The sequence below is a fragment of the Actinomyces denticolens genome (assembly GCF_002072185.1).
GTDB lineage: Bacteria > Actinomycetota > Actinomycetes > Actinomycetales > Actinomycetaceae > Actinomyces > Actinomyces denticolens.
In genome coordinates this window covers 1-19549 of record NZ_MVIW01000020.1, presented here as the reverse complement: position 1 = coordinate 19549, position 19549 = coordinate 1, and the positions used below count along the sequence as shown (strand labels likewise).

Annotated in this window: 16 protein-coding genes and 1 tRNA gene; 5 read left to right on the top strand and 12 right to left on the bottom strand. The window is 73.2% G+C overall.

Annotated features, from left to right (window positions below):
* Positions 1-2: 2 nt before the first annotated feature.
* A complete protein-coding gene (rpmE, locus tag B1H55_RS07140; RefSeq protein WP_073451152.1) occupies positions 3-215 on the bottom strand; it encodes a 50S ribosomal protein L31 in 213 nt (70 codons plus the stop codon).
* 1224 nt (positions 216-1439) lie between these two features.
* Between rpmE and B1H55_RS07135 the strand changes: the two genes are divergently transcribed.
* Positions 1440-1646, top strand: coding sequence for a hypothetical protein (locus B1H55_RS07135; RefSeq protein ID WP_143163801.1), 207 nt, complete (start codon positions 1440-1442; stop codon positions 1644-1646).
* A 139-nt stretch (positions 1647-1785) separates the two neighbouring features.
* Here B1H55_RS07135 and rho read toward each other — a convergent pair whose 3' ends face one another.
* The 7 genes from rho to B1H55_RS07100 all read right to left on the bottom strand — a co-directional run bounded on the left by rho (position 1786) and on the right by B1H55_RS07100 (position 10564).
* Positions 1786-3753, bottom strand: coding sequence for a transcription termination factor Rho (gene rho / locus B1H55_RS07130; RefSeq protein ID WP_420866435.1), 1968 nt, complete (start codon positions 3751-3753; stop codon positions 1786-1788).
* A 411-nt stretch (positions 3754-4164) separates the two neighbouring features.
* Positions 4165-4959: a CE1759 family FMN reductase gene (locus B1H55_RS07125; RefSeq protein WP_073451149.1), complete on the bottom strand. Its 795-nt coding sequence runs from the start codon at positions 4957-4959 to the stop codon at positions 4165-4167.
* 1 nt (position 4960) lies between these two features.
* Positions 4961-6235 (bottom strand): CE1758 family FMN-dependent luciferase-like monooxygenase, encoded by a 1275-nt coding sequence (locus tag B1H55_RS07120; protein WP_231952597.1) that lies wholly within the window; start codon positions 6233-6235, stop codon positions 4961-4963.
* Between the two features lie 156 nt (positions 6236-6391).
* Positions 6392-7411 (bottom strand): permease, encoded by a 1020-nt coding sequence (locus B1H55_RS07115; protein ID WP_077240152.1) that lies wholly within the window; start codon positions 7409-7411, stop codon positions 6392-6394.
* A 5-nt stretch (positions 7412-7416) separates the two neighbouring features.
* Positions 7417-8343, bottom strand: coding sequence for a TIGR03943 family putative permease subunit (locus tag B1H55_RS07110; RefSeq protein ID WP_157750275.1), 927 nt, complete (start codon positions 8341-8343; stop codon positions 7417-7419).
* The gene (gene thrB, locus B1H55_RS07105; RefSeq protein ID WP_073451146.1) at positions 8340-9239 is read right to left on the bottom strand and encodes a homoserine kinase; all 900 of its coding nucleotides are present in this window, start codon (positions 9237-9239) and stop codon (positions 8340-8342) included. The genes B1H55_RS07110 and thrB overlap by 4 nt, the downstream gene beginning before the upstream one ends.
* A gap of 2 nt (positions 9240-9241) precedes the next feature.
* A complete protein-coding gene (locus tag B1H55_RS07100; protein ID WP_073451145.1) occupies positions 9242-10564 on the bottom strand; it encodes a homoserine dehydrogenase in 1323 nt (440 codons plus the stop codon).
* Between the two features lie 427 nt (positions 10565-10991).
* Between B1H55_RS07100 and B1H55_RS07095 the strand changes: the two genes are divergently transcribed.
* Positions 10992-11297 (top strand): TetR family transcriptional regulator C-terminal domain-containing protein, encoded by a 306-nt coding sequence (locus B1H55_RS07095; protein WP_077239891.1) that lies wholly within the window; start codon positions 10992-10994, stop codon positions 11295-11297.
* 28 nt (positions 11298-11325) lie between these two features.
* On the top strand, positions 11326-12102 hold the full coding sequence (locus tag B1H55_RS07090) for a potassium channel family protein (RefSeq protein ID WP_073451144.1): 777 nt from the start codon (positions 11326-11328) through the stop codon (positions 12100-12102).
* Positions 12103-12157: 55 nt separating this feature from the next.
* Here the strand turns inward: B1H55_RS07090 and lysA are convergent, their stop codons facing one another.
* Positions 12158-13657 carry a diaminopimelate decarboxylase gene (gene lysA, locus B1H55_RS07085; RefSeq protein ID WP_073451143.1) on the bottom strand — a complete coding sequence of 500 codons (1500 nt, stop codon included), beginning with the start codon at positions 13655-13657 and terminating at the stop codon, positions 12158-12160.
* A 4-nt stretch (positions 13658-13661) separates the two neighbouring features.
* Positions 13662-15338: an arginine--tRNA ligase gene (argS, locus tag B1H55_RS07080; protein WP_073451142.1), complete on the bottom strand. Its 1677-nt coding sequence runs from the start codon at positions 15336-15338 to the stop codon at positions 13662-13664.
* A gap of 120 nt (positions 15339-15458) precedes the next feature.
* Between argS and B1H55_RS07075 the strand changes: the two genes are divergently transcribed.
* Positions 15459-16808: an Nramp family divalent metal transporter gene (locus tag B1H55_RS07075; RefSeq protein ID WP_231952598.1), complete on the top strand. Its 1350-nt coding sequence runs from the start codon at positions 15459-15461 to the stop codon at positions 16806-16808.
* An 87-nt stretch (positions 16809-16895) separates the two neighbouring features.
* A tRNA-Arg gene (locus B1H55_RS07070) sits at positions 16896-16971 on the top strand.
* Positions 16972-17416: 445 nt separating this feature from the next.
* Here the strand turns inward: B1H55_RS07070 and B1H55_RS07065 are convergent.
* Both B1H55_RS07065 and B1H55_RS07060 read right to left on the bottom strand, forming a co-directional pair.
* Entirely contained in the window at positions 17417-18178 is a 762-nt protein-coding gene (locus B1H55_RS07065; RefSeq protein ID WP_073451141.1) for a glycerophosphodiester phosphodiesterase family protein, read from the bottom strand.
* Positions 18175-19549 (bottom strand): peptidoglycan DD-metalloendopeptidase family protein (locus tag B1H55_RS07060; protein ID WP_276205181.1); only part of this gene is annotated, 1375 nt, incomplete at its 5' end. The genes B1H55_RS07060 and B1H55_RS07065, both read right to left, overlap by 4 nt.

The following is a 19549-nucleotide window of genomic DNA, read 5'->3' as shown; positions in this document are numbered from 1 at the left end:
GCTTACTTCTTGCGCTTGCCGTAGCGGGCCTCGAAGCGGGCGACGCGGCCGCCGGTGTCGAGGATCTTCTGCTTGCCCGTGTAGAACGGGTGGCAGGCGGAGCACACATCGGCGCGGATCTCACCGGAGGTGACGGTGGAGCGGGTCTCGAAGGTGTTGCCGCAGGTGCAGGTGACCGTGGTCGCCACGTACTCGGGGTGGATACCCTGCTTCATAGGAATCTCCTTCAGCGATCAGAGGGTTCCGGGTCCCCCGCGGGCGCGGAGGTGAACCGGAGGCCGTGGGCGATTATGCCGCCGCGAACCCCGGCGGCACAACGCGACGGCCAGTGACACCGGGCACCCGGAGCCGACGCCTCCTCGGACGCTCCTCTCGGACGGTTGTCCACGCTCACCCTCGACCCGGCGCCGTATCGGGCCCCGTCGCCCGGATTCCGGACCCATAGGACGCCCTCTGCTGGTCGGGAGCCGGAGTCTCATTGCGGTGGCGGCCGGACCCGCTTCTCGGCCCAGCTATCGGCGGGAGGCGATCCCGGATGTCCCGCGTTGGCCGAACCGGGGTTTTCTCTGCGGTGGCACTGGGGTCGGCGCTCGCCGCGGCCCGGCGCCACCGTCCGGTCCACTCGTGAGCCGTCCAGGGGCGTCCTGGGACCGCTCCGAGGCTGCGCCAGTGCAACCGCTGCAACCGCGCTGCCGCCCCGTAATATGCGTGTGGGATTCATCCTGGGCACTGGTTGGCAGTTGAGAGCAGCGCTTGGCCGTCTGGGGCGTCGGTGGGCCGTCCAGAGCATCGCGGGGAGCGCTGCCCTGGACGGCCCGGCGCTGCCCTGGACGTTCCAGCGCTGCTGCGGAGGGCCCGGCGCTGCCCTCGATGAGCGGCGAGCGGGGACGCCGCAGCCGCCAGCGCCACGGCAACGCCCTCGCCTCCCACGACCCGACCGCGCCCCACCAACGAGCCCGTCAAACCCGGCCAGGACAACGCATGCCCGCAAAAGACGTCCTATGAGCCAGGTTCCGAGCGCACAGCAGGCCGTCAGGGCGATCATCGGGAAGATCTCATCGCTCCCCTGAACACATCTCCACTATCACCACAACACCACTGAGACTTTCCCCTGGAATCGCGTGGCAGAGCCCCGTTCTCGAACCCCATCCCCTCCACACCTCTTGAAAAACCCGCAGGTCAGGCGTAACATAAAGGCATAAGCAGAGCCGCTTCACCTGAGGAGGGATCATGCCTCGCCGGCCACTCGCAACGGCAGGGACCCTCATCTAGGGAAGCTGGGCCGCTGCGGCTTCCAGCTATTACGGTCACGGCAATTGCATCAAGATCCACTATTGGCTGGACCCGGATGAAGTCGAATACGGGAGCGACGGATGCTACTGAGGTGGTTCCTGCGAGCTCGATTCCCGTTCACGCTAGCCGTTTGCATCGCCTTCCTCATGAACCTGAATGAGTTGGCCGAGCTCGGCACTGCGGGGATTGTCAACATCATCATCAGAGTGGCGGGCGTCGTCGTCATCCTCGGCGGCGAGGTCGCCCTGCGGCGCCACCTCGCGCAGGAGGGAATCAAACTGCCGTCGTCAACCGTCGCCCCATGGAGCATCTTCCGCTCACGAGCGTCGTCGTCACCGCGTGGAGGGAACTGACCCCGAGGCCCCCTGGGCCGTGCGCGTCACCTTCCCCCTACGCATAGCGATGGGCCTGTCCGTCTCTCCGAGGCGGACAGGCCCATCGGTTGTGTTGCGGAGGTCCCCGATATCAGGGGCAACCCGTCATGTCAGCGCATCACTCGCCGTCGTCGGCGTCCGCCAGGGACGTGCCCTGCGGCGTCGTCTTGGAGATGACCATGAGGAACTCGGCGTTGGACTGGGTGTCCTTGAGCTTGGAGAGCACGAGCTCGAGGGCCTGCTGCTGCTCCAGGCCCGCGAAGAGGCGGCGCAAGCGCCACATGATCTTCAGCTGGGCGGGGTCGATGAGCAACTCCTCGCGGCGCGTGCCCGAGGCGGCGACATCCACGGCGGGGAAGATGCGCTTGTCGGCGAGCTGGCGGGAGAGCTTGAGCTCCATGTTGCCGGTGCCCTTGAACTCCTCGAAGATGACCTCGTCCATCTTCGAACCGGTCTCCACCAGTGCTGTGGCCAGGATCGTCAGGCTCCCGCCGTTCTCCACATTGCGCGCGGCGCCGAAGAAGCGCTTGGGCGGGTAGAGCGCCGCGGCGTCGACACCACCGGACAGGATGCGACCGGAGACGGGCGCGGCGAGGTTGTAGGCGCGCCCCAGGCGGGTGATGGAGTCCAGGAGCACGACGACGTCCTGCCCGAGCTCCACGAGGCGCTTGGCGCGCTCGATGGCCAACTCGGCGACGATCGTGTGATCCGAGGCGGGACGGTCGAAGGTGGAGGCGATGACCTCGCCCTTGACCGTGCGCTGCATGTCGGTGACCTCCTCGGGGCGCTCGTCGACGAGCACGACCATGAGATGGGCCTCCGGGTTGTTCACCGCGATGGCGTTGGCGATCTGCTGGAGGACGATCGTCTTGCCGGCCTTGGGAGGGGAGACGATGAGCCCGCGCTGGCCCTTGCCGATCGGGGAGACGAGGTCGATCACACGCGGCGTGACGGCCTTCGGCGTGGTCTCCAGGCGCAACTGCTCCTGCGGGTAGAGCGGGGTCAGCTTGGCGAACTCCGGGCGGCGCTTGGATCGCTCGGGATCCATGCCGTTGATCGTCTCCACGGAGACCAGCGGGTTGTACTTGACGCGGCCCGCGCGATTCTGCCGTCGATTCTGGCGCCCGCCATGACCGCCCCCGAACTGCGCCGACTCGCCGCCCTCGCGGACCCAGCCCGAGACGGCGTCGCCCGGGCGCAGGCCGTGCTCCTTGACCTGGGCGGCCGAGACATAGACATCCTTCGGGCCGGGCAGGTACCCGGAGGTGCGCAGGTAGGCGTGGTTGGGGTCGGAGGCGTCGAGGATGCCGGCCACGGGGAGCAGGACCTCGTCCTCGCGGGGGGCGCGCTGCCTGCCCTGCTGCTGGTTGCGGCTGTCGCGGCCCTCGCCGTCGTCCTCGTAGCGGTCGCGGCCGCGCTTGCGGCCCCGACGACGGCGCCCGGGACGGCCCTCGTCCTCCCCATCGCGGCCCTCGCGCTCAGGGCGGTCGTCGCGGCGGCCGCGCTCAGCGGGCTCGACGGCGGCGGTGCCGGTGGCATCGGCCAGGTCGCGCATGAGGGCGGCCTTGGCATCGAGGTGGTCCTCGGGGGAATCGGGGGCGTCGGCCGGGCGCTGGTCGCGCTCGGCGCGACGGCGGCGGCGCGAGCCCTCCTCAGGACGATCCGACCGCTCGCCGCGATCAGTGCGGTCGGCGCGCTCACGACGAGGGCGGAGGCCGCTGTCAGAGCCCTGCGCTGGGGTCTCCCCGCCGCGCTCCGAGCGGGTCGGGAGGTCGAGCTCGAGGGAGACCGGGGCGTCGCTCGGGGCGCCGGCGGCAGCCGTGGCGCGGCGACGGCGGGGGCGGGTCGGGCCCTGCGCGGGGGCCTCGGCGGAGGCGGCGGCCGACTCGGGGGCGCTCGCCGGTCGAAGGGTGCCGGCCGACTCGGGGGCAGGGGCCGCGCCATCCTCGGCGCTGGGAGCGGTCGATCCCTGCACTGCGGAGGCGCCGGCGTCGCGGATCGCGGCGATGAGCTCGCTCTTGCGCATACGGGAGGTGCCCTTGAGGCCCATCGAGGAGGCGAGCTGCTGCAGCTCGGCCAGGCGCATGGCAGTCAGGGCGGGGGCGCTGGAAGTCTCAGTCACGAGTGTCCTCATGGTGTGGCGCGCGCGATGGCTGCGCGCGGATGGGGAAAATCCCGGCTTCATTCACGGGAGAGGTGATGCACTGCGCGGCGCCAGGGTGTTCCCTCGGTCCGGTGGTTCAGTGCTCGCGGCGGGCTGGCTGCGTCGCCACGGGGAGGCGCTATGGCTCGGCCGCTGCACGCAGCATAGCAGGGATCGGCGGCCATCCCCAGTGCGACCGCCAACATGCGGCGAGTCCGGGCCGGCGCCTCGCACCATCCCTGGGAGCCGCGACCACCGTTGCGCCCTCAAGCCGCGGATACCGTCTCGGCCCGGCCCTGCGCCCTCATTCTCGTAGTTCGAGGGCGCAAAGCCGGGCCGAGGGCGCAAGAGGGCTCAGGAGATGCCAGCCGCCGCATCCCCACTGCGCGGCCCACTGCGCGGCCGCCCCGGCAGGAGGTCGGCCATCGGGGTGAAGTCGGCGAGCGCGTCCACCGGGGCCCGGCGGCTCAGCCGTGTTATGAGATCCGCGAGCTCCGCGCCCGCCCGGGCGACCCGATCGGCCAGGGGAGCCTCGCGGTGGGGGCCGTCGCCGTCGGAGCCCTCGGCCCATGCGGCGCCGAAGTCCTCGCTGGCGGCGAAGACTGCGAGCGTCGTCGGGCGGGCCTTGAGGTAGGTGAACAGCGGCCGCAGCGCCATCTCGGTGACGAGGCTGTGCCGCGCGGTGCCGGCGGTGGCGCCCATGAGGATGGGCGCGTCGCGCAGGGCGCCGTCGGGCATGACGTCGAAGAAGCCCTTGAACAGGCCCGTGTAGGAGCCCTGGAAGACGGGACTGACCGCGACGACGCCGTCGGCCGAGGAGAGCGAGTCGATGGCGGACTGGAGCCCTCCGCCGATCGGGCCCCCGACCCCGGCCAGGGCGATATCAGCCGCCAGTGGCCGCAGCGCGATGAACTCGGCGGTGGCCAGGCGCGCCCGCGATTCGAGGGCCGCGCGGGTGGCCTCCACGAGGCGCTCGGCGAGCATCGCGGAGGTCGACGGCGATCCCAGGCCCGCGTGGACGGCGACGATCCGGGGGATGCGGTCCATCTGAGTGTGCTCGTAGGCGTCGGACATCTCGCCGTACTCCCCGACGGGGGCGGGGCGCCGCGAGCCCTGGCCCTGCGCGCTGCGATGCGTCGTCCCACTCATGTCAGATCCTCACCTTCCGGCCCGTGAGCGGGTCGAAGTCGTTCACGAGCTCGAAGGGCTCCTCGGCCGGGGGCTGCCCGCCGATGAGGGCGGCCTCGTGACGCGGGTGGAGCGGGGCGTCGGGGACGCCGTCGGGGCGGGAGCCCTCGAGCTCGGCTCGCAGGGCGGGCACGATCCGGGTGCCCAGGATCTCGAGCTGCTCCATGACGACGGAGTGCGGGACCCCGCCGGCGTCGATGAGGAAGCCCTGGCGCTGGTAGTCGCCGACGGCGTCGCGATAGGTGAGGTAGCGCTCGACGATCTGCTCGGGAGTGCCGACCGTCAGCGGGGTGCGGTCGGTCATGTCCTCCAGGGATGCTCCCTGGTAGACGTAGCTGGAGCGGAAGTAGGGGGTGTAGCGCTCGATGGCCGCGGCCTCGGAGTCTGCGGCGAAGAACTGGCCGCCCAGGCCGACGAGGGCGTGCTCGGCCCTGCCGTGGCCGTAGTGCTCGAAGCGCTGCCGGTAGAGGTCGACCATCCGCCGGGTGTGGTCCAGGGGCCAGAAGATGTTGTTGTGGAAGTAGCCGTCGCCGTAGTAGGCGGCCTGCTCGGCTATCTGGGGCGAGCGGATGGACCCGTGCCATACGAAGGGAGCGGCGCCGTCGAGAGGGCGGGGCATGGAGGTGAAGTCGGTCAGCGGCGTGCGGAACTCGCCCTCCCAGTCCACGTTGGTCTCGCGCCACAGGCGGCGCAGGAGGTCGTAATTCTCCACCGCGAGCGAGATGCCCTTGCGGATGTCCTTGCCGAACCAGGGGTAGACGGGACCGGTGTTGCCCCGGCCCATCATGAGGTCCACGCGGCCGTCGGCGACGTGCTGGAGGTAGGCGTACTCCTCGGCCAGGCGCACGGGGTCGTTCGTGGTGATGAGGGTGGTGGCGGTGGACAGGAGGAGGCGGGATGTGCGCGCGGCGATATTGCCCAGCAGCGTCACCGGGGAGGAGGGGACGAAGGGTGGGTTGTGGTGCTCGCCGGTGCCGAAGAAGTCGAGGCCGAGCTGCTCGGCGGCCACGGCCATCTCGATGGTGTTCTTGATGCGCTGATGCTCGCTGGGCGCACGGCCGGTGGCGGGGTCGGCGACGATCTCGCCGACGGTGAAGATGCCGAAGTGCATCCGGTGGCGGGGCGCGGGGGCGGCCCGGTCGACTTGGGCGGCCCGACCCACCTGGATGGCCCGGGGCCGGTGGCCGACGGCGGTTGCGGCGGGCGCCGCGCCCGGAGTGGTCTGCGCGCTGCTCATGGCGCTGTCCTTTCATGGCTCTCACGCCTGTGCGTGATGGCCCGACTCTAGTCCAGTTAGTTGAGAATGCAACTATCTGGGAGTGGTGCCTCGATCACACCCCTGCCGCCGTCTCCGAGCCGGACCGGTTTCGATGGCGTTTTCGACCGGTCTCGATCAGAGGAGGGGGAGGAGGGGGCCGACGGTGAGGGCGCAGAGGATGGCGGCGCCCAGCGCGAGCGGGACGAAGCGGGCCACGAAGCGCCGTCCGAAGGCGCCGTACTGCATGGCCATGAGCTTGAGGTCCACCATGGGGCCGACCACGAGGAACACCAGTTGGGCCGTGGCGGGCACGCCCGTGAACGAGGCGGCGACGAAGGCGTCGGCCTCCGAGCACAGGCTCAGCACGATGGCCAGTCCGGCCATGACGAGCGCGGCCGCCCAGGGCCGCTCGCCCAGAGCGGCGAACCACTCCCCCGGCGCCGCCACCCTCAGCAGGCCCGCCGCCATGGCGCCGGCGACGAGGAAGCCGCCGGCCTCCAGCAGGTCGTGCACGGCCGCCGCCCGGAAGGCGTCCAGCCTTCCGGCGCCCCCGTGCCGGTGCCGGCCGCGGGGTACCTCGTCGTCGCCCTCCCGCGCACCGCAGGCGCGGGGCTCCTCGTGGCCCGGGTCCTTGGCGCCCAGGGCGAGGCGGGCATCGCCGTCGAGAACGATCCAGGCCCAGCCCACGAGCACAGCGGCGAGGAGCGAGGCGGCCAGGCGTGCGATCGGCATGCCGGGCGAGCCCTGGTAGGCCACGGCGGTCGACACGAGCACGATGGGATTGATCGCGGGGCTGGCCAGGAGGAAGGCCAGGGCCGGAGCAGGCGGCACGCCGCGCTGGATGAGCGAGCGGGCCACCGGCACGGAGCCGCACTCGCAGCCCGGCAGGAGGACGCCCGCCCCGGCGGCCACCGGGACCGCGAGCGCGGGGTTGGACGGCGCGGCGCGACGCAGCAGGCGGGCGGGCACGAGCGCGGAGAGCGCGGCGGAGACCAGTACTCCCAGCAGGAGGAAGGGCAGGGCCTGAACCGTGATGGCCACGACGATGGTCGCCCACGAGCGCGCCGCCCCATCGAGCCCGGGCGGGAACAGCGACTGAGGGGCCGGGGATCCCAGGGCGGCGGGAGCGATGGGCACCGCGGCCGCCGTGCCCATCGCGCTCACAGGTAGGGCTCCTCGGGCTGGGGAATCTCACGCAGGCGCTCGACGTCGATCGCGGGCCCGCCACTGTCCTCGACAACGGTGCCGGTGACCTCGTACCAGCGGTCGGTGCGCAGGCCGCCGGGGTCGGCGCCGGAGACCGGCCCGCCGGGGCGCAGCCCCACCTGGTGAGGCACGGCGTCGGCGGCGCAGCAGATGATCTGGAAACGGCCGAGGACCCAGCCGCCCCCTCCATCGGGGGCGGCGAATCCGACGACGGTCACGCGCTCGCCGAGGAGCTCCCCGCGGCGCGCCGAGTCCCAGTACTGGCCGAGCTCGGCCAGGGTGAGCGGGTTGTCCGCGCCGGGGTCGAGGGCGGGCAATGCGGCGGCGCGCCGGGCGGCGCGCGCGGCCAGATCGATGCGCTCACCGGTCCAGACGTCGACGGCGACCGCGCCACCGGCCTCGCCGTGGGCGACTGCCGCCCTTCCCCCGCCCACGGCGGTGGAGGCGAGCATGGCGCTTCCCAGTGGCGCGGGTGAGGCGGCCGCCAGGACGGCGGGGAGGAGGAGCAGCCAGGAGGCCGCCCGCGGGCGGTGGGCGCCGGGGCCCCGCCGTCGTGAGTCGGCCGTCGCCCAGAGGCTCCAGGCCGCCAGGGCTAGGAGGAGGGCGTCCGTCAGGCCGAGCACGGGGGTGAGCAGCGGCTGGACGTAGTGGTGGCTGCGCCCGGTGAGGACGAGCGCTCCCAGGAGGATCCCGAGGATGAGGATGATGACGGCTCCCGCGGCCTCACCCGCGCGGGAGGCCGCGCCCCCGCACTCCGGGCCGCACGACGCCGCCTCCCCTCCCCCGGGCGCCGTGGGGCGACCGGTCTCGATGTCGTTTTCGACCGGTCTCGGCGAGAGGGGGGTGGGGGTCTGAGCGCGGTCGGCCACGGGGCTGCTCACAGGAGGCGGGCGCCCTGGGTGTCGATGCCGGGGGTCAGAACCTGCCAACCGTGCTGCTCCAGGGTGAAGCGGGTCTGGTCGGCCAGGCGCGCCAGGACCAGCACGGTGGGGCCGGCCCCCGAGATAACCGCCGGGTAGCCCTGCTCGCGCAGGGAGTCCATGACGGCCATGGAGCCGGGCAGGACATCGCGGCGGTACTCCTGGTGGAGGCGGTCCTCGGTGCCCGCCATGAGCAGGTCGGGGCGCCCGGCGAGGGCCAGCATGAGGACCGCCGCCCGGGAGGTGTTGAACAGCGCGTCGGCCCGGGGCACCGAGTCCGGCAGGACCCGGCGGGCCTCCTCGGTGGACAGGCGCGTGGCCGGGGGCGGCACGAGGATCGTCACCGGCAGGGAGCCGTCCACGGGCATGGGGGCGGACCGGGGGGTCCCGTCCGCCTCGATCCAGGCCACCGTGGCGCCGCCGTAGACGGCGGGGGCGACGTTGTCCGGATGCCCTTCGAAGCGCGTGGCCAGGGAGAAGACGGCGTCAAGGGGCAGGGCCCGGGGGTCTGAGAGCAGGCCCCGGGCGAGCATGAGGCCGGCGACGGCGGCGCTCGCCGAGGAGCCGAGCCCCCCGCCGTGGGGGATGCGGTTGACGCAGCGCATCTCGAAGCCGGCCTGAGGGGCGCCCGCGGCCTCGAGCCCGGCGCGCAGGGCCCGCACGACGAGGTTGTCGTCATCCGTGGGGACGATGCCCTCGCCCACGCCCTCGACGCGCACGCTCGTGACGCCGATGATGGGGCGGACGCTGACCTCGTCGTGGAAGCGGAAGGCCATGCCGAAGGAGTCGAAGCCCGGCCCCATGTTGGCGGTGGTCGCGGGGACGCGGACCCGCGCCTCCTCGTGGGCGATGCGCATCGTCACTCCCCCTCGACACGCAGGACGGAGACGACCTCGCGGACCTGCTCCATGCCGCACAGGGCATCGACCGCCCGGTCGAGGTGGAGGACGGCGGCCGGGTGGGTGACGATCGTGACGAGCGGATCGACGCCGTCGGAGACGTAGGAGGCCTGGCGCACGGAGTTGATGGAGATACCGTGGTCGGCCATGGCCTGCATGATCGCGGCGAGCGTGCCGGGAGCGTCGACGGCGCGCAATTGGACCTGGTAGCGGGTCAGCGCCGACTCGGGGCCGAGGATCGGCAGGTCGGCGTAGGCGAGCTCGCGGGGCGCCTGCCCCCCGCCGACGCGGTGGAAGGCGGCGGCGACGACGTCGGAGAGCACGGCGGAGGCGGTGGGCGCCCCGCCCGCGCCCTGACCGTAGAACATGAGGCGGCCGGCGGACTCCGCCTCGACGAGCACGGCGTTGAAGGCGCCGTGGACGCCGGCCAGGGGGTGGTCGGCCGGGACGAGGGCGGGGTGGACGCGCACGGAGACGCCGTTGGCGTGGTCGTCCTCGCGGCGCTGGGCGACGGCCAGGAGCTTGAGGACGCAGCCCGAGGCATGGGCCTCGCGGATGTCGTCGGCGGTGATGGAGCGGATGCCGGTGACGTCGACGTCGTTGATGCCCACCCGCGTGTGGAAGGCGAGCGAGGCGATGATGGCGCATTTGGCGGCGGCGTCGAGTCCGTCGACGTCGGCGGTGGGGTCCGCCTCGGCGTACCCGAGGGCCTGGGCGGCCGCGAGGGCCTCCTCGAAGCCGAGGCCCTTGGTGCTCATCTCGTCGAGGATGTAGTTGGTGGTGCCGTTGACGATGCCGAGCACGGAGGTGACGCGGTCCCCGGCCATGGACTCGCGCAGGGCGTAGACCACGGGGATGGCGCCGGCGACGGCGGCCTCGTAGTAGAAGTCGGTGCCGGCGGCCGCGGCGGCGGCGTAGAGCTCGGGGCCGTGGGCGGCGATGAGGGCCTTGTTGCCGGTGATGACGGAGGCGCCGGCCTTGAAGGCCGCCAGGATGAGCGTGCGGGCCGGCTCGATGCCGCCGATGAGCTCGATGACGAGGTCGTTGCCGGTGGCCACGGCGGTGGCGTCGTCAGTGAGGAGCTCACGGGGGATGTCGGTGTCGCGCGGGGCGCTCACGTCGCGCACGGCGACCCCGGTGATCACGAGGCGGGCGCCGGAGCGGGCGGCGAAGTCGTCGGCCTGCTCGCCGAGCAGGCGGATGACCTGGCTTCCGACGGTGCCGGCGCCGAGGACGCCGACGGTGAGGGCGCGCGCCGCTGGGCGCTGGGGAGTCTCAGTCACGTCTGACCACCTGGTTCTCAGGGCGCGCGGGCGCCGGGGCTGGGTGGGCGCGCCGTCGGGGCCGCGGAGCACGCGGGGGCGTCCGAGCGGTGGGTTGCGGGGCGCCCGGGGCGACGACGAGCCTGTCCGGCCCAGCATAGGGGCACCGGCCCCGCCCCGCGGCGCGGGTCTCGCGGACGCCGTCGGCCCGACGGGGCCCGGGATGGGACCGAGCGCGGGCCCGCTCACGGGGCGGCGCGCTGCCGGCGGCGGCGCAGGGCGAGGACGGCCAGGGTCATGACGGCGGCGACGGCGGCCAGGACGCAGGCCAGGAGGGTGAAGCTCCCGGAGTAGGCGTGGATGCGGGCGGCGTCGGCGAGCTCGGCGGTCAGGCGCGAGCGACTCCGCCGGCGCCGAGCGCGACGACGTCCCCTGGCCGTTCCTCGTCGTGGCGATCTGGAGCGATCTCTCCCGCAGCCCGGAGCTCCGGGAGCGATCGAATCAGCGCTATCACAACGTGCGCGAGATACTCACGCGCCTGAGCCGGCGATGGCAGGAGCTCGGCACCCTCACCGAGGAGATCACGGCCGAGCAGATCGCGGCCATCATCCAGAGCATGTCCTTCGGGCTCATGATCGAGTTCGTCTCGACGGGCAGCTCCGATGTCGCCAGTGCCGCCGCCGCGCTCGCCCGGCTCCTCTCCCCCGCCGGCGCAGAGCGCGATGGGAGGATCGCCCGGGATGCCCCTGTCTGATCCACCGCCCCATCCCTAGACTTGGGGCATGGGAGAGCAGCGCGACGGCAGGCGACTGCGCGCTTGGGAGCGCGCCACGGACTGGCCCCTGACCGGGCTCGCCGTGGTCTTCCTGGCCGTCTACGCCTGGGAGGTCCTGGGGCGCCTCGACGGCGGCCAGCGCCAGATCGCCGAGATGACGATGAACCTCATCTGGCTGGCCTTCGGCGTGGACTACGTCGTCAGCCTCGCCATCGCCCCCAGGCGCCTGCACTGGTTCGCCACCCACCTCGTGGATCTCGCCGTCGTCGCCCTGCCACTGCTCAGGCCCCTGCGACTGCTGCGCCTCATCGCGCTCATCCGCATCATCCAGCAGGGCACCGGCAGCGCGCTGCGCGGGAGGATCATGAGCTACGCCGTAGGCGCCGTGTGCCTGCTCACCCTCGTCGCGGCACTGGCGGTCCTCGACGTCGAGAGGGACGCCGAGGGGGCCACGATCACCACGCTCGGGCAGGCCGCGTGGTGGTCGCTCGCCACCATCACGACGGTCGGGTACGGGGACCTGGCGCCCGTGACGACGCCGGGCCGCTGGATCGCCGCGCTGCTCATGATCGGCGGCATCGCCCTCATCGGCGTCGTCACGGCGACCCTCGCCTCATGGATCGTCTCCCTCGTGGCCGAGGAGACCGAGGAGCAGGCGACGGCCACCCGCGCGCAGGTCGAGGCCCTGCACCGCGAGGTCGCCCGCCTCACGGCGCGGCTCGACCTCCTCGCCCAGGAGCGCCCGGCGGGCGCGCCGGAGCAGGATCCCCTCCGCCTCCAGTAAGCCGCCCGTCGGGACGGGGAGCAGAGCCGACGGCGGGCCCGGCCCCGCGGCGGCCTCAGCCCTCCAGGCGCAGGAGGTCCTCGACGGTCTCAGGGCGCAGGACCCAGCCCTGCTCGCCCCCCGCCACCCAGACCACGCCCGGGCGGGTGAAGAGGTTGTAGTTCATGGCCATGGAGCGCCCGTAGGCGCCGGTGGCGGGCACGGCGAGCACGTCACCGATGACGAGGTCCGCAGGCAGGTCGACGTCGCGAACGACGATGTCCCCGCTCTCGCAGTGCTTGCCGACCAGCCGGGAGCGCACGAGACCGGCGGCGGGGTCGGGGCGACGGCCCGCCAGCAGTGCGGTGTAGTCGGCGCCGTAGAGGGCCGGGCGCAGGTTATCGCTCATGCCGCCGTCGACGCTCACGTAGAGGCGGCTCGCGCCCCGCCCCAGCTCGACGCGCTTGAGGCCGGTCACCGTGTAGAGGGTGACCTGGGCGGGGCCGGCGATGGAGCGGCCGGGCTCCACCGAGACGTGCGGAACGGCGTCGCCGAGCTCGTCGCACAGGCGGCGCACCACGGCGGCCAGGGCGCGTGCGAGCACCGCGGGTGAGGGGGCGGGGGCGTCGGCGCCGGTGTAGGCGATGCCGAGGCCGCCGCCCAGGTCGATCTCCTCGCACAGCACGCCGGTGTCGGCCGCGACCTCGTGGCGCAGGCGCAGGACCGCCTCGGCGGCGGCCTCGAAGCCCGCGGGGTCGGTGATCTGGGAGCCGATGTGGGAGTGCAGGCCGCGCAGCTCGAGCTCGGGCGCGACGATGATCGCGTCGATGGCGGCGCGGGCGGCGCCGGTGTGGATCGACAGGCCGAACTTCTGGTCCTCATGGGCCGTGGAGATGAACTCGTGCCCGCCGGCGTGGATGCCGGTGGTCAGGCGCACCATGAGCCCGGCGCGCTCATCGGGGCCGTAGATCCCCTCGGCGCGCAGGCGGCGCACGGCCTCAGCTGCGTAGGCGATCTCCTCGGGGGAGTCGACGACGAGGTGCCCGAGGCGCTGCTGGACGGCCACGGCGACCTCGGCGGCGGTCTTACCATTGCCGTGCAGCCCCAGGCGCGAGGGCGGGAAGGACTCGGAGTCGTCCCCCTCCCCGCTCAGGGCGGCCAGGCCGATGGCGAGCTCGACGCGCGAGGCGGTGTCGATGCCGAGGCCGTCGGAGAGCATCCACCGGGCCACGCCAGTGGTGAGGAAGGCCTTGCCGGCGTAGAAGGCGTCACCGCCGTTCATGCCGTAGCCCGGCCAGAACTCCTCGGCCATGGCGGTGGCCCATACGCGCGCCCGCCCGCGCATATCGGCCTCGTCGAGGACGTAGACGGGAGTGGGGGCGCCGGCGAGGATCTCGGACACGGAGCGCCCGCCGATCATCAGCTGGCCGTCGTCACCGCGGTGGGCCGTGGTGGGCCACAGATCGGGGCGCTCGGCGGGCTCGGGGCAGGCGAGCGAGCCCAGGGGTGGCTCGCCGTCGGGGACGCGCCCCGTCCGATCGGGGGCGCCCGGGGCCGTCGAGTTCGCAGGGCTCATGGGGTCACATCCTCTCCGGGGCGCTGACCCCCAGCAGCCCCAGCCCATTGGCCAAGACCTGGCTGACGGCGTCGTTGAGCCATAGCCGGGCGACGTGGCCGGGGGTGATGGCGTCATCCCCCCGCGGGGTGACGCGGGTGGCGCCGTACCAGGCGTGGTAGACGGCAGCGAGGGACTCCAGGTAGCGGGCCACGCGGTGCTGCTCGCGCAGCTCGGCCGCCTGGGCGACCACCGCCGGGTACTGGGCGAGCGAGCCCAGGAGCGCGGCGTCGGCGGGATCGTCGAGGGCGGCGGGGTCGAACCCGGCCTCCCGCGCGACCCCGTGCTCGGCGGCGTTGCGCGCCACATTGCGAGTACGGGCGTGGGCGTACTGGACGTAGTAGACCGGGTTGTCGTTGGAGGAGGAGGCCAGCAGGTCCAGGTCGATGTCGATCATCGAGTCCATGGACGAGCGGGTCAGGGCGTAGCGGGCGGCATCCACGCCGACGGCGTCGACGAGGTCCTCCAGGGTGACGATCGTGCCTGCGCGCTTGGACATGCGCACCGGCTGCCCGTTGCTGACGAGGTTGACGAGCTGGCCGATGAGGATCTGCATGTTGACCTGTGGCGTGTCCCCGAAGGCCGCGCACATGGCCATCATGCGGCCGATGTAGCCGTGATGGTCCGCGCCGAGCAGGTAGATGGCGCAGTCGGCACCGCGCTCGCGCTTGTCCAGGTAGTAGGCCAGGTCCGCGGCGAAATAGGCGGCGTTGCCGTCGGACTTGATCAGCACGCGGTCCTTGTCGTCACCGAAGTCGGTGGTGCGAAGCCAGACGGCACCGTCGTGGTCGTCGATGACGCCGCGGGAGCGCAGGCGCTCGATCGCGCGGTCCACGGCGCCGGAGGCGTGCAGGGAGTCCTCGTGGAAGAAGACGTCGAAGTCGGAGCGGAAGGCGTGGAGCTCGGCCTTGATGGAGGCGAACATGAGGTCGACGCCGCGGGCGCGGAAGACCTCGGCGGCCTCGGCGTCGGGCAGGTCGGCGGGGGCCGGGCGGCCGGCGGCGGTCTCGGCCTCGGTGACCTGCTGGGCGATCTCGCCGATGTAGGCGCCGCCGTAGCCGTCCTCCGGGGTCTCCTGGCCGCGGGCCGAGGCCAGCAGCGAGCGGGCGAAGCGGTCGATCTGGGTCCCGTGGTCGTTGAAGTAGTACTCGCGGGTGATGCCGGCTCCGCAGGCGGCGAGGATGCGGGCGAGGGAGTCCCCGACGGCGGCCCAGCGGGCACCGCCCAGGTGCACCGGGCCGGTGGGGTTGGCGGAGACGTACTCGAGGTTGATGTGCTGGCCGGCCAGGGTGTCATTGCGTCCGTAGGCCTCGCCCGCGGTGACGATCGCGCGGGCGAGCTCGCCGGCGGAGGCGGCGTCGAGCCGGATGTTGAGGAAGCCGGGGCCGGCGACCTCGGCGGAGGCGACGCCGTCGAGGGCCTCGATGCGGGGGGCGAGGAGCTCGGCGAGGGCGCGGGGGCCGGTCCCGGCCTTCTTGGCCAGCTGCATGGCGACATTGGTGGCCCAATCCCCGTGGTCGCGGTTGCGGGGGCGCTCGACCTTGGGGAGCCCGATGTCCTCCCGCGCCAGGGCCAGGGAGCCGTCGTCGACGGCGGAGGCGAGGACAGTGCGGATTGCTGCGGAGAGCTCTTCTGGGGTCACGGCCGCAAGAGTACCGGACCCGGGCCGGAGCGCCCCGGGGGAGCCGGAACCCGAGCAGGGGCGCGCCCGGGCGCGCCGATCCGAGTAGACTTTCGGAGAACCGAAACCCACTCGCGCACGATGGACATCCGCACTCCCCCCGGCCCGACCGACCACGCCGCCCTCCCCGCCATGGCGCCGCACGCCGCGGCGGGCCGTGACGCCGTCGACGAGATCGCGGCGCGGCACCGGCCCCGGCCCGGCCCGCCGCGCCACCGGCTCCTGGCCCTGCTGGGCCCTGCCTTCGTCGCGGCGGTCGCCTACGTGGACCCGGGCAACGTGGCCGCCAATATCACCGCGGGCGCGCGCTACGGCTACCTCCTGGTATGGGTGCTCCTGGCGGCCAACGCCTCCGCCATCCTCATCCAGTACCAGTCGGCCAAGCTCGGCATCGTCACCGGGCGCTCGCTGCCCGAGATCCTGGGCGCCCGGCTCCCGCGCCCCGCCCGCCTGGCCTACTGGGCGCAGGCCGAGCTCGTGGCCGCCGCCACCGACTTGGCGGAGATCATCGGCGGGGCCATCGCCCTCCACCTGCTGACCGGGATGCCCCTCATCGTCGGCGGCGTGTGCATCGGCGTGGTCTCCATGGTGCTGCTCGCCCTCCAGGAGAGGCGCGGGCAGCGAACCTTCGAGGGCGTCGTCGTGGGGCTCCTCGTGCTCGTGACCATCGGCTTCGTGGGAGGCCTGGTGGTGGCGCCGCCGGACTGGGGCGCCACGGCCGCGGGGATCGTGCCGCGCCTGGAGGGCAGCGGGAGTCTGCTGGTGGCGGCCTCCATGCTGGGGGCCACCGTCATGCCCCACGCGATCTACCTGCACTCCTCACTGGTGCGGGACCACAACCGCGGGCTGACCGGCGCGGATGATCGCCCCGACCGCGGCCCCGGCGCGCGCCGCCTCATCCACGCCACACGCGTCGACGTCGTATGGGCGCTGGCCGTCGCGGGGACGGTCAACATCGCCCTGCTGCTCCTGGCCGCCTCCGCGCTGGCGGGCGCGCGGGGGACGGACACCATCGAGGGGGCGCACGCCGCCATCGCCGCGAACCTGGGGCCCGTGGTCGGCGCGGTCTTCGCCGTCGGCCTACTGGCCTCGGGCCTGGCCTCGACGTCGGTGGGCGCCTACGCGGGCAGCGAGATCATGGCGGGGCTGCTGCGCCTGCGTATCCCGTTGCTCGCCCGGCGCGCCATCACCCTCATCCCCGCGCTGCTCATCATCGGCGCGGGGGCCGAGCCCACTTGGGCGCTCGTCCTCAGCCAGGTGGTGCTGTCCTTCGGCATCCCGCTGGCGATCGTGCCGCTCATGCGGCTGACCGGCTCGGAGGAGGTCATGGGGCCCTGGCGCGACGGCGCCGCGCTGCGCTGGTCCTCCCGCGCCGTCGCCGGGCTCATCATCGCGCTCAACGGGGCCCTTATCGTCCTGACGCTCATGTGAGCCGGCGCCGGTCGGCGGGGCAGGACGGGCCGCGGGCCGCCCGCCGGTTTCTCCCCGAGGCCGGGCGCTGGTACAGTCGCGCATCGGGCCCCGGTAGCTCAGTGGATAGAGCGTCTGCCTCCGGAGCAGAAGGTCGCAGGTTCGAATCCTGTCCGGGGCACCAGTCCTCGTCGGCGGCCCGCCCAGCGCGGTCGGGGCATGAGGGGAGAGTTGAGGGCCCGTGGGCCCGGGCTCTCACCCGGGCCCACGGGCCCTTCGCTCACGAGGCCGCTCGACTCCCCCGGTTCCCATGACAAGGGAGGAGCGGTCCTCCTTCACCGAAGCGATCGGGACGGGCTCCCTAAGACCCGCACCGATCTCGATCCGAAGCGGTCGCCGGGTTCCCCAACCCTCGCGCCCCGCACCGTTCGGCGGCAGTGACTATGTAACCCGCCGGACCTGGGAGCACACCCCCTGTGGCACTGGGAAGCACCTGGGAAATGACGGCGGGTGGCGACGAGCGCGCCCCGCCGCGCCCGGACGCGGGACCACAGGCGCTCTCACACGGGGCTGAGCGCCCTGCCTGTGGATAGCGGACCGGTCTCGGCGGCGTTTTCGACCGGTCTCGATCAGAGGGAGCGGAGGGCCAGGGCGGGGCGGTCGGTGATGATCGCGTCCACGCCGAGGCCCGCCAGTTGCCGCATCTCCGTCGGCTCGTCGATGGTCCACACGTGGACCTCCATGCCCGCGGCATGGGCGGCGGCGATGAGGCGCCGGGTGACCACGGGCACGCCCCACTGCACGACGGGGATCTGGACCGCATCGGCCCGGCCGCCGTGGGAGAGGCGGTCGAGGACCGCGCGCCGCAGCAGGCGCCTCGGGAGAGACGCCTCGGCGGACAGGAGCAGCGCGGCGATGTCCCGCATCCCCAGGGAGGAGCGGATGGAGGGCTCCAGGGCCCTGGCGCGGCCGAGCCTGCGCGAGGAGAAGGAGGAGAAGCGCACCCGCTCCAGCGCGCCGGCCCGTCTCACCGCGGCGATCGCCGCCTCGACGACGCCGTCGTCCTTGAGGTCGGTGTTGAGCCCCAGGCCCGGGTGGGCCTCGAGGGCCTCGTCGAGGCGCACGGGCGGGCGCCCATCACCGGCGTCGACAGCGGCCAGATCCGCCCAGCGCAACTCCTCGATCATCCGGGGATCGCCCGTGGTGCGCTCCAGGCCCGGGTCGTGGGACAGGACGACGACGCCGTCGGCGGTGGCGCGCAGGTCCGTCTCCATCCAGTCCAGTCCCAGTCCGGCCGTGTGCTCCAGGGAGGACCAGGTGTTCTCCGGGGCCTCGCCTCCCCCGCCCCGATGGGCGATGACGGCGCAGCGGCGCCGAGGGCCGGGCCTCACGAGCAGTCCGTGGTGAGCTCTGCGGCCTTGTTCTCCTGGAGCCAGGTCCACGGGTTGACGGTGGAGGAGTCCGCGGTGTCGTTCTTGGTGCGGATCTCGAAGTGGAGGTGCGGGCCGGTGGAGTATCCCGTGGAGCCCACGCCGGCGATGAGCTTGCCGGCCTCGACGGTGTCGCCCTTCTTGACGTAGATCCCGTCCTCGTACATGTGCAGGTAGGAGGAGTACCAGGTGGTGCCGTCGATGGTGTGCTCGATGGTGACGGTCCCGGTGCCGTCCACCATGCCGGCCTCGACCACGGTCCCCGAGGCGATCGCGTAGATGGGCGTGCCGACCGGCGCGGACATGTCCTGCCCCGCGTGGAGCTTCTGGTAGCCCAGGGTCGGGTGGATGCGGTAGCCGTAGTCGGAGGACAGCTCGTAGGTCCCCGAGACCATCGGGTAGAAGAGCTCGGGGGCCTTGGTGAAGGCGCTGGTGTTCCCGGAGGCGCCGGAGGGCTGGGCGGCGCAGGTCACCGCGGCGTTCTCGTAGGCCTCGCGGATGCGGGCCAGGGTGGCGGCGTCGGGGGCGTTGGAGAGCTCGGCGTCCGTGCCGGGCTCGAGGTCGGCGTCGGAGCCCAGCACGCCGGCTGATACGGACGACGGCGTGCCGATCGGGACGCCCGCGTAGGTGGGGGCCGCCGCGGAGGCGGAGGAGGACCCGACCCCGTTGCCGAGCACGCGCGCCTCCAGGGGTGCGACCACGGTGACGACGGCGAGCGAGACGAGCACGGCGACCCTGCTCGTGGTGCCGCGCAGGGTGCGGCGACGGGCGCGCGCCGGCGGGACGGCGGCGTCGGCGCCCTCGAGGCCCCCAGGGGTGTCGAAGTCGGCGGGGGTGGGTTGCTCGGAGGCGGGGATCTCCACCGTCGGCCCCTCGGAGCCGCGACGCGAGCGCGAGGCAGGACCTGCGGGCGCCGCATCGCCCCCATCCCTCGCGGCAGGGGCGACGAAGGGCTTGAGCGCGTCGAGCGCGACGGACTCGCGGGCGTCGTCGCGGGCGACCATCGCGGGGGCGTCGTCTCCGACCGGGGCCGACCGCCGGCTCCGGCGCTCGGCCCGGTGCTCCCAGGGCTCGGGGGCCCGGGGGGCGGACGGGGGCTGATCCGCCCGGAGCGCTGCGGCCTCGGGCAGCGCGACGACGGGCTCGATCGCGCCGGCGTGGAGAGGAGAGTCGGGGAACTGGATGGCGGCGTCGGCGGTACGCGCGGTGCGGAGGGCTCCGGCGGCGCTGAGCGCGCTGCTCACGGCCTCCCGCTCGGCCCGCCGGCGCGCCTGCCGGAGGCGCTCGCTGCGGGTGGCCGGGACCCGGGGCGCCGAGGCGGCGGCGCGGGCG

Excerpts from the sequence above, each read along its gene's own strand:
- rpmE (WP_073451152.1), bottom strand. The coding sequence starts at position 215 with ATGAAGCAGGGTATCCACCCCGAGTACGTGGCGACCACGGTCACCTGC.
- B1H55_RS07135 (WP_143163801.1), top strand. The coding sequence starts at position 1,440 with ATGAACCTGAATGAGTTGGCCGAGCTCGGCACTGCGGGGATTGTCAAC.
- rho (WP_420866435.1), bottom strand. The coding sequence starts at position 3,753 with ATGCGCCTGGCCGAGCTGCAGCAGCTCGCCTCCTCGATGGGCCTCAAG.
- B1H55_RS07125 (WP_073451149.1), bottom strand. The coding sequence starts at position 4,959 with ATGAGTGGGACGACGCATCGCAGCGCGCAGGGCCAGGGCTCGCGGCGC.
- B1H55_RS07120 (WP_231952597.1), bottom strand. The coding sequence starts at position 6,235 with ATGAGCAGCGCGCAGACCACTCCGGGCGCGGCGCCCGCCGCAACCGCC.
- B1H55_RS07115 (WP_077240152.1), bottom strand. The coding sequence starts at position 7,411 with ATGGGCACGGCGGCCGCGGTGCCCATCGCTCCCGCCGCCCTGGGATCC.
- thrB (WP_073451146.1), bottom strand. The coding sequence starts at position 9,239 with ATGCGCATCGCCCACGAGGAGGCGCGGGTCCGCGTCCCCGCGACCACC.
- B1H55_RS07090 (WP_073451144.1), top strand. The coding sequence starts at position 11,326 with ATGGGAGAGCAGCGCGACGGCAGGCGACTGCGCGCTTGGGAGCGCGCC.
- lysA (WP_073451143.1), bottom strand. The coding sequence starts at position 13,657 with ATGAGCCCTGCGAACTCGACGGCCCCGGGCGCCCCCGATCGGACGGGG.
- B1H55_RS07075 (WP_231952598.1), top strand. The coding sequence starts at position 15,459 with ATGGACATCCGCACTCCCCCCGGCCCGACCGACCACGCCGCCCTCCCC.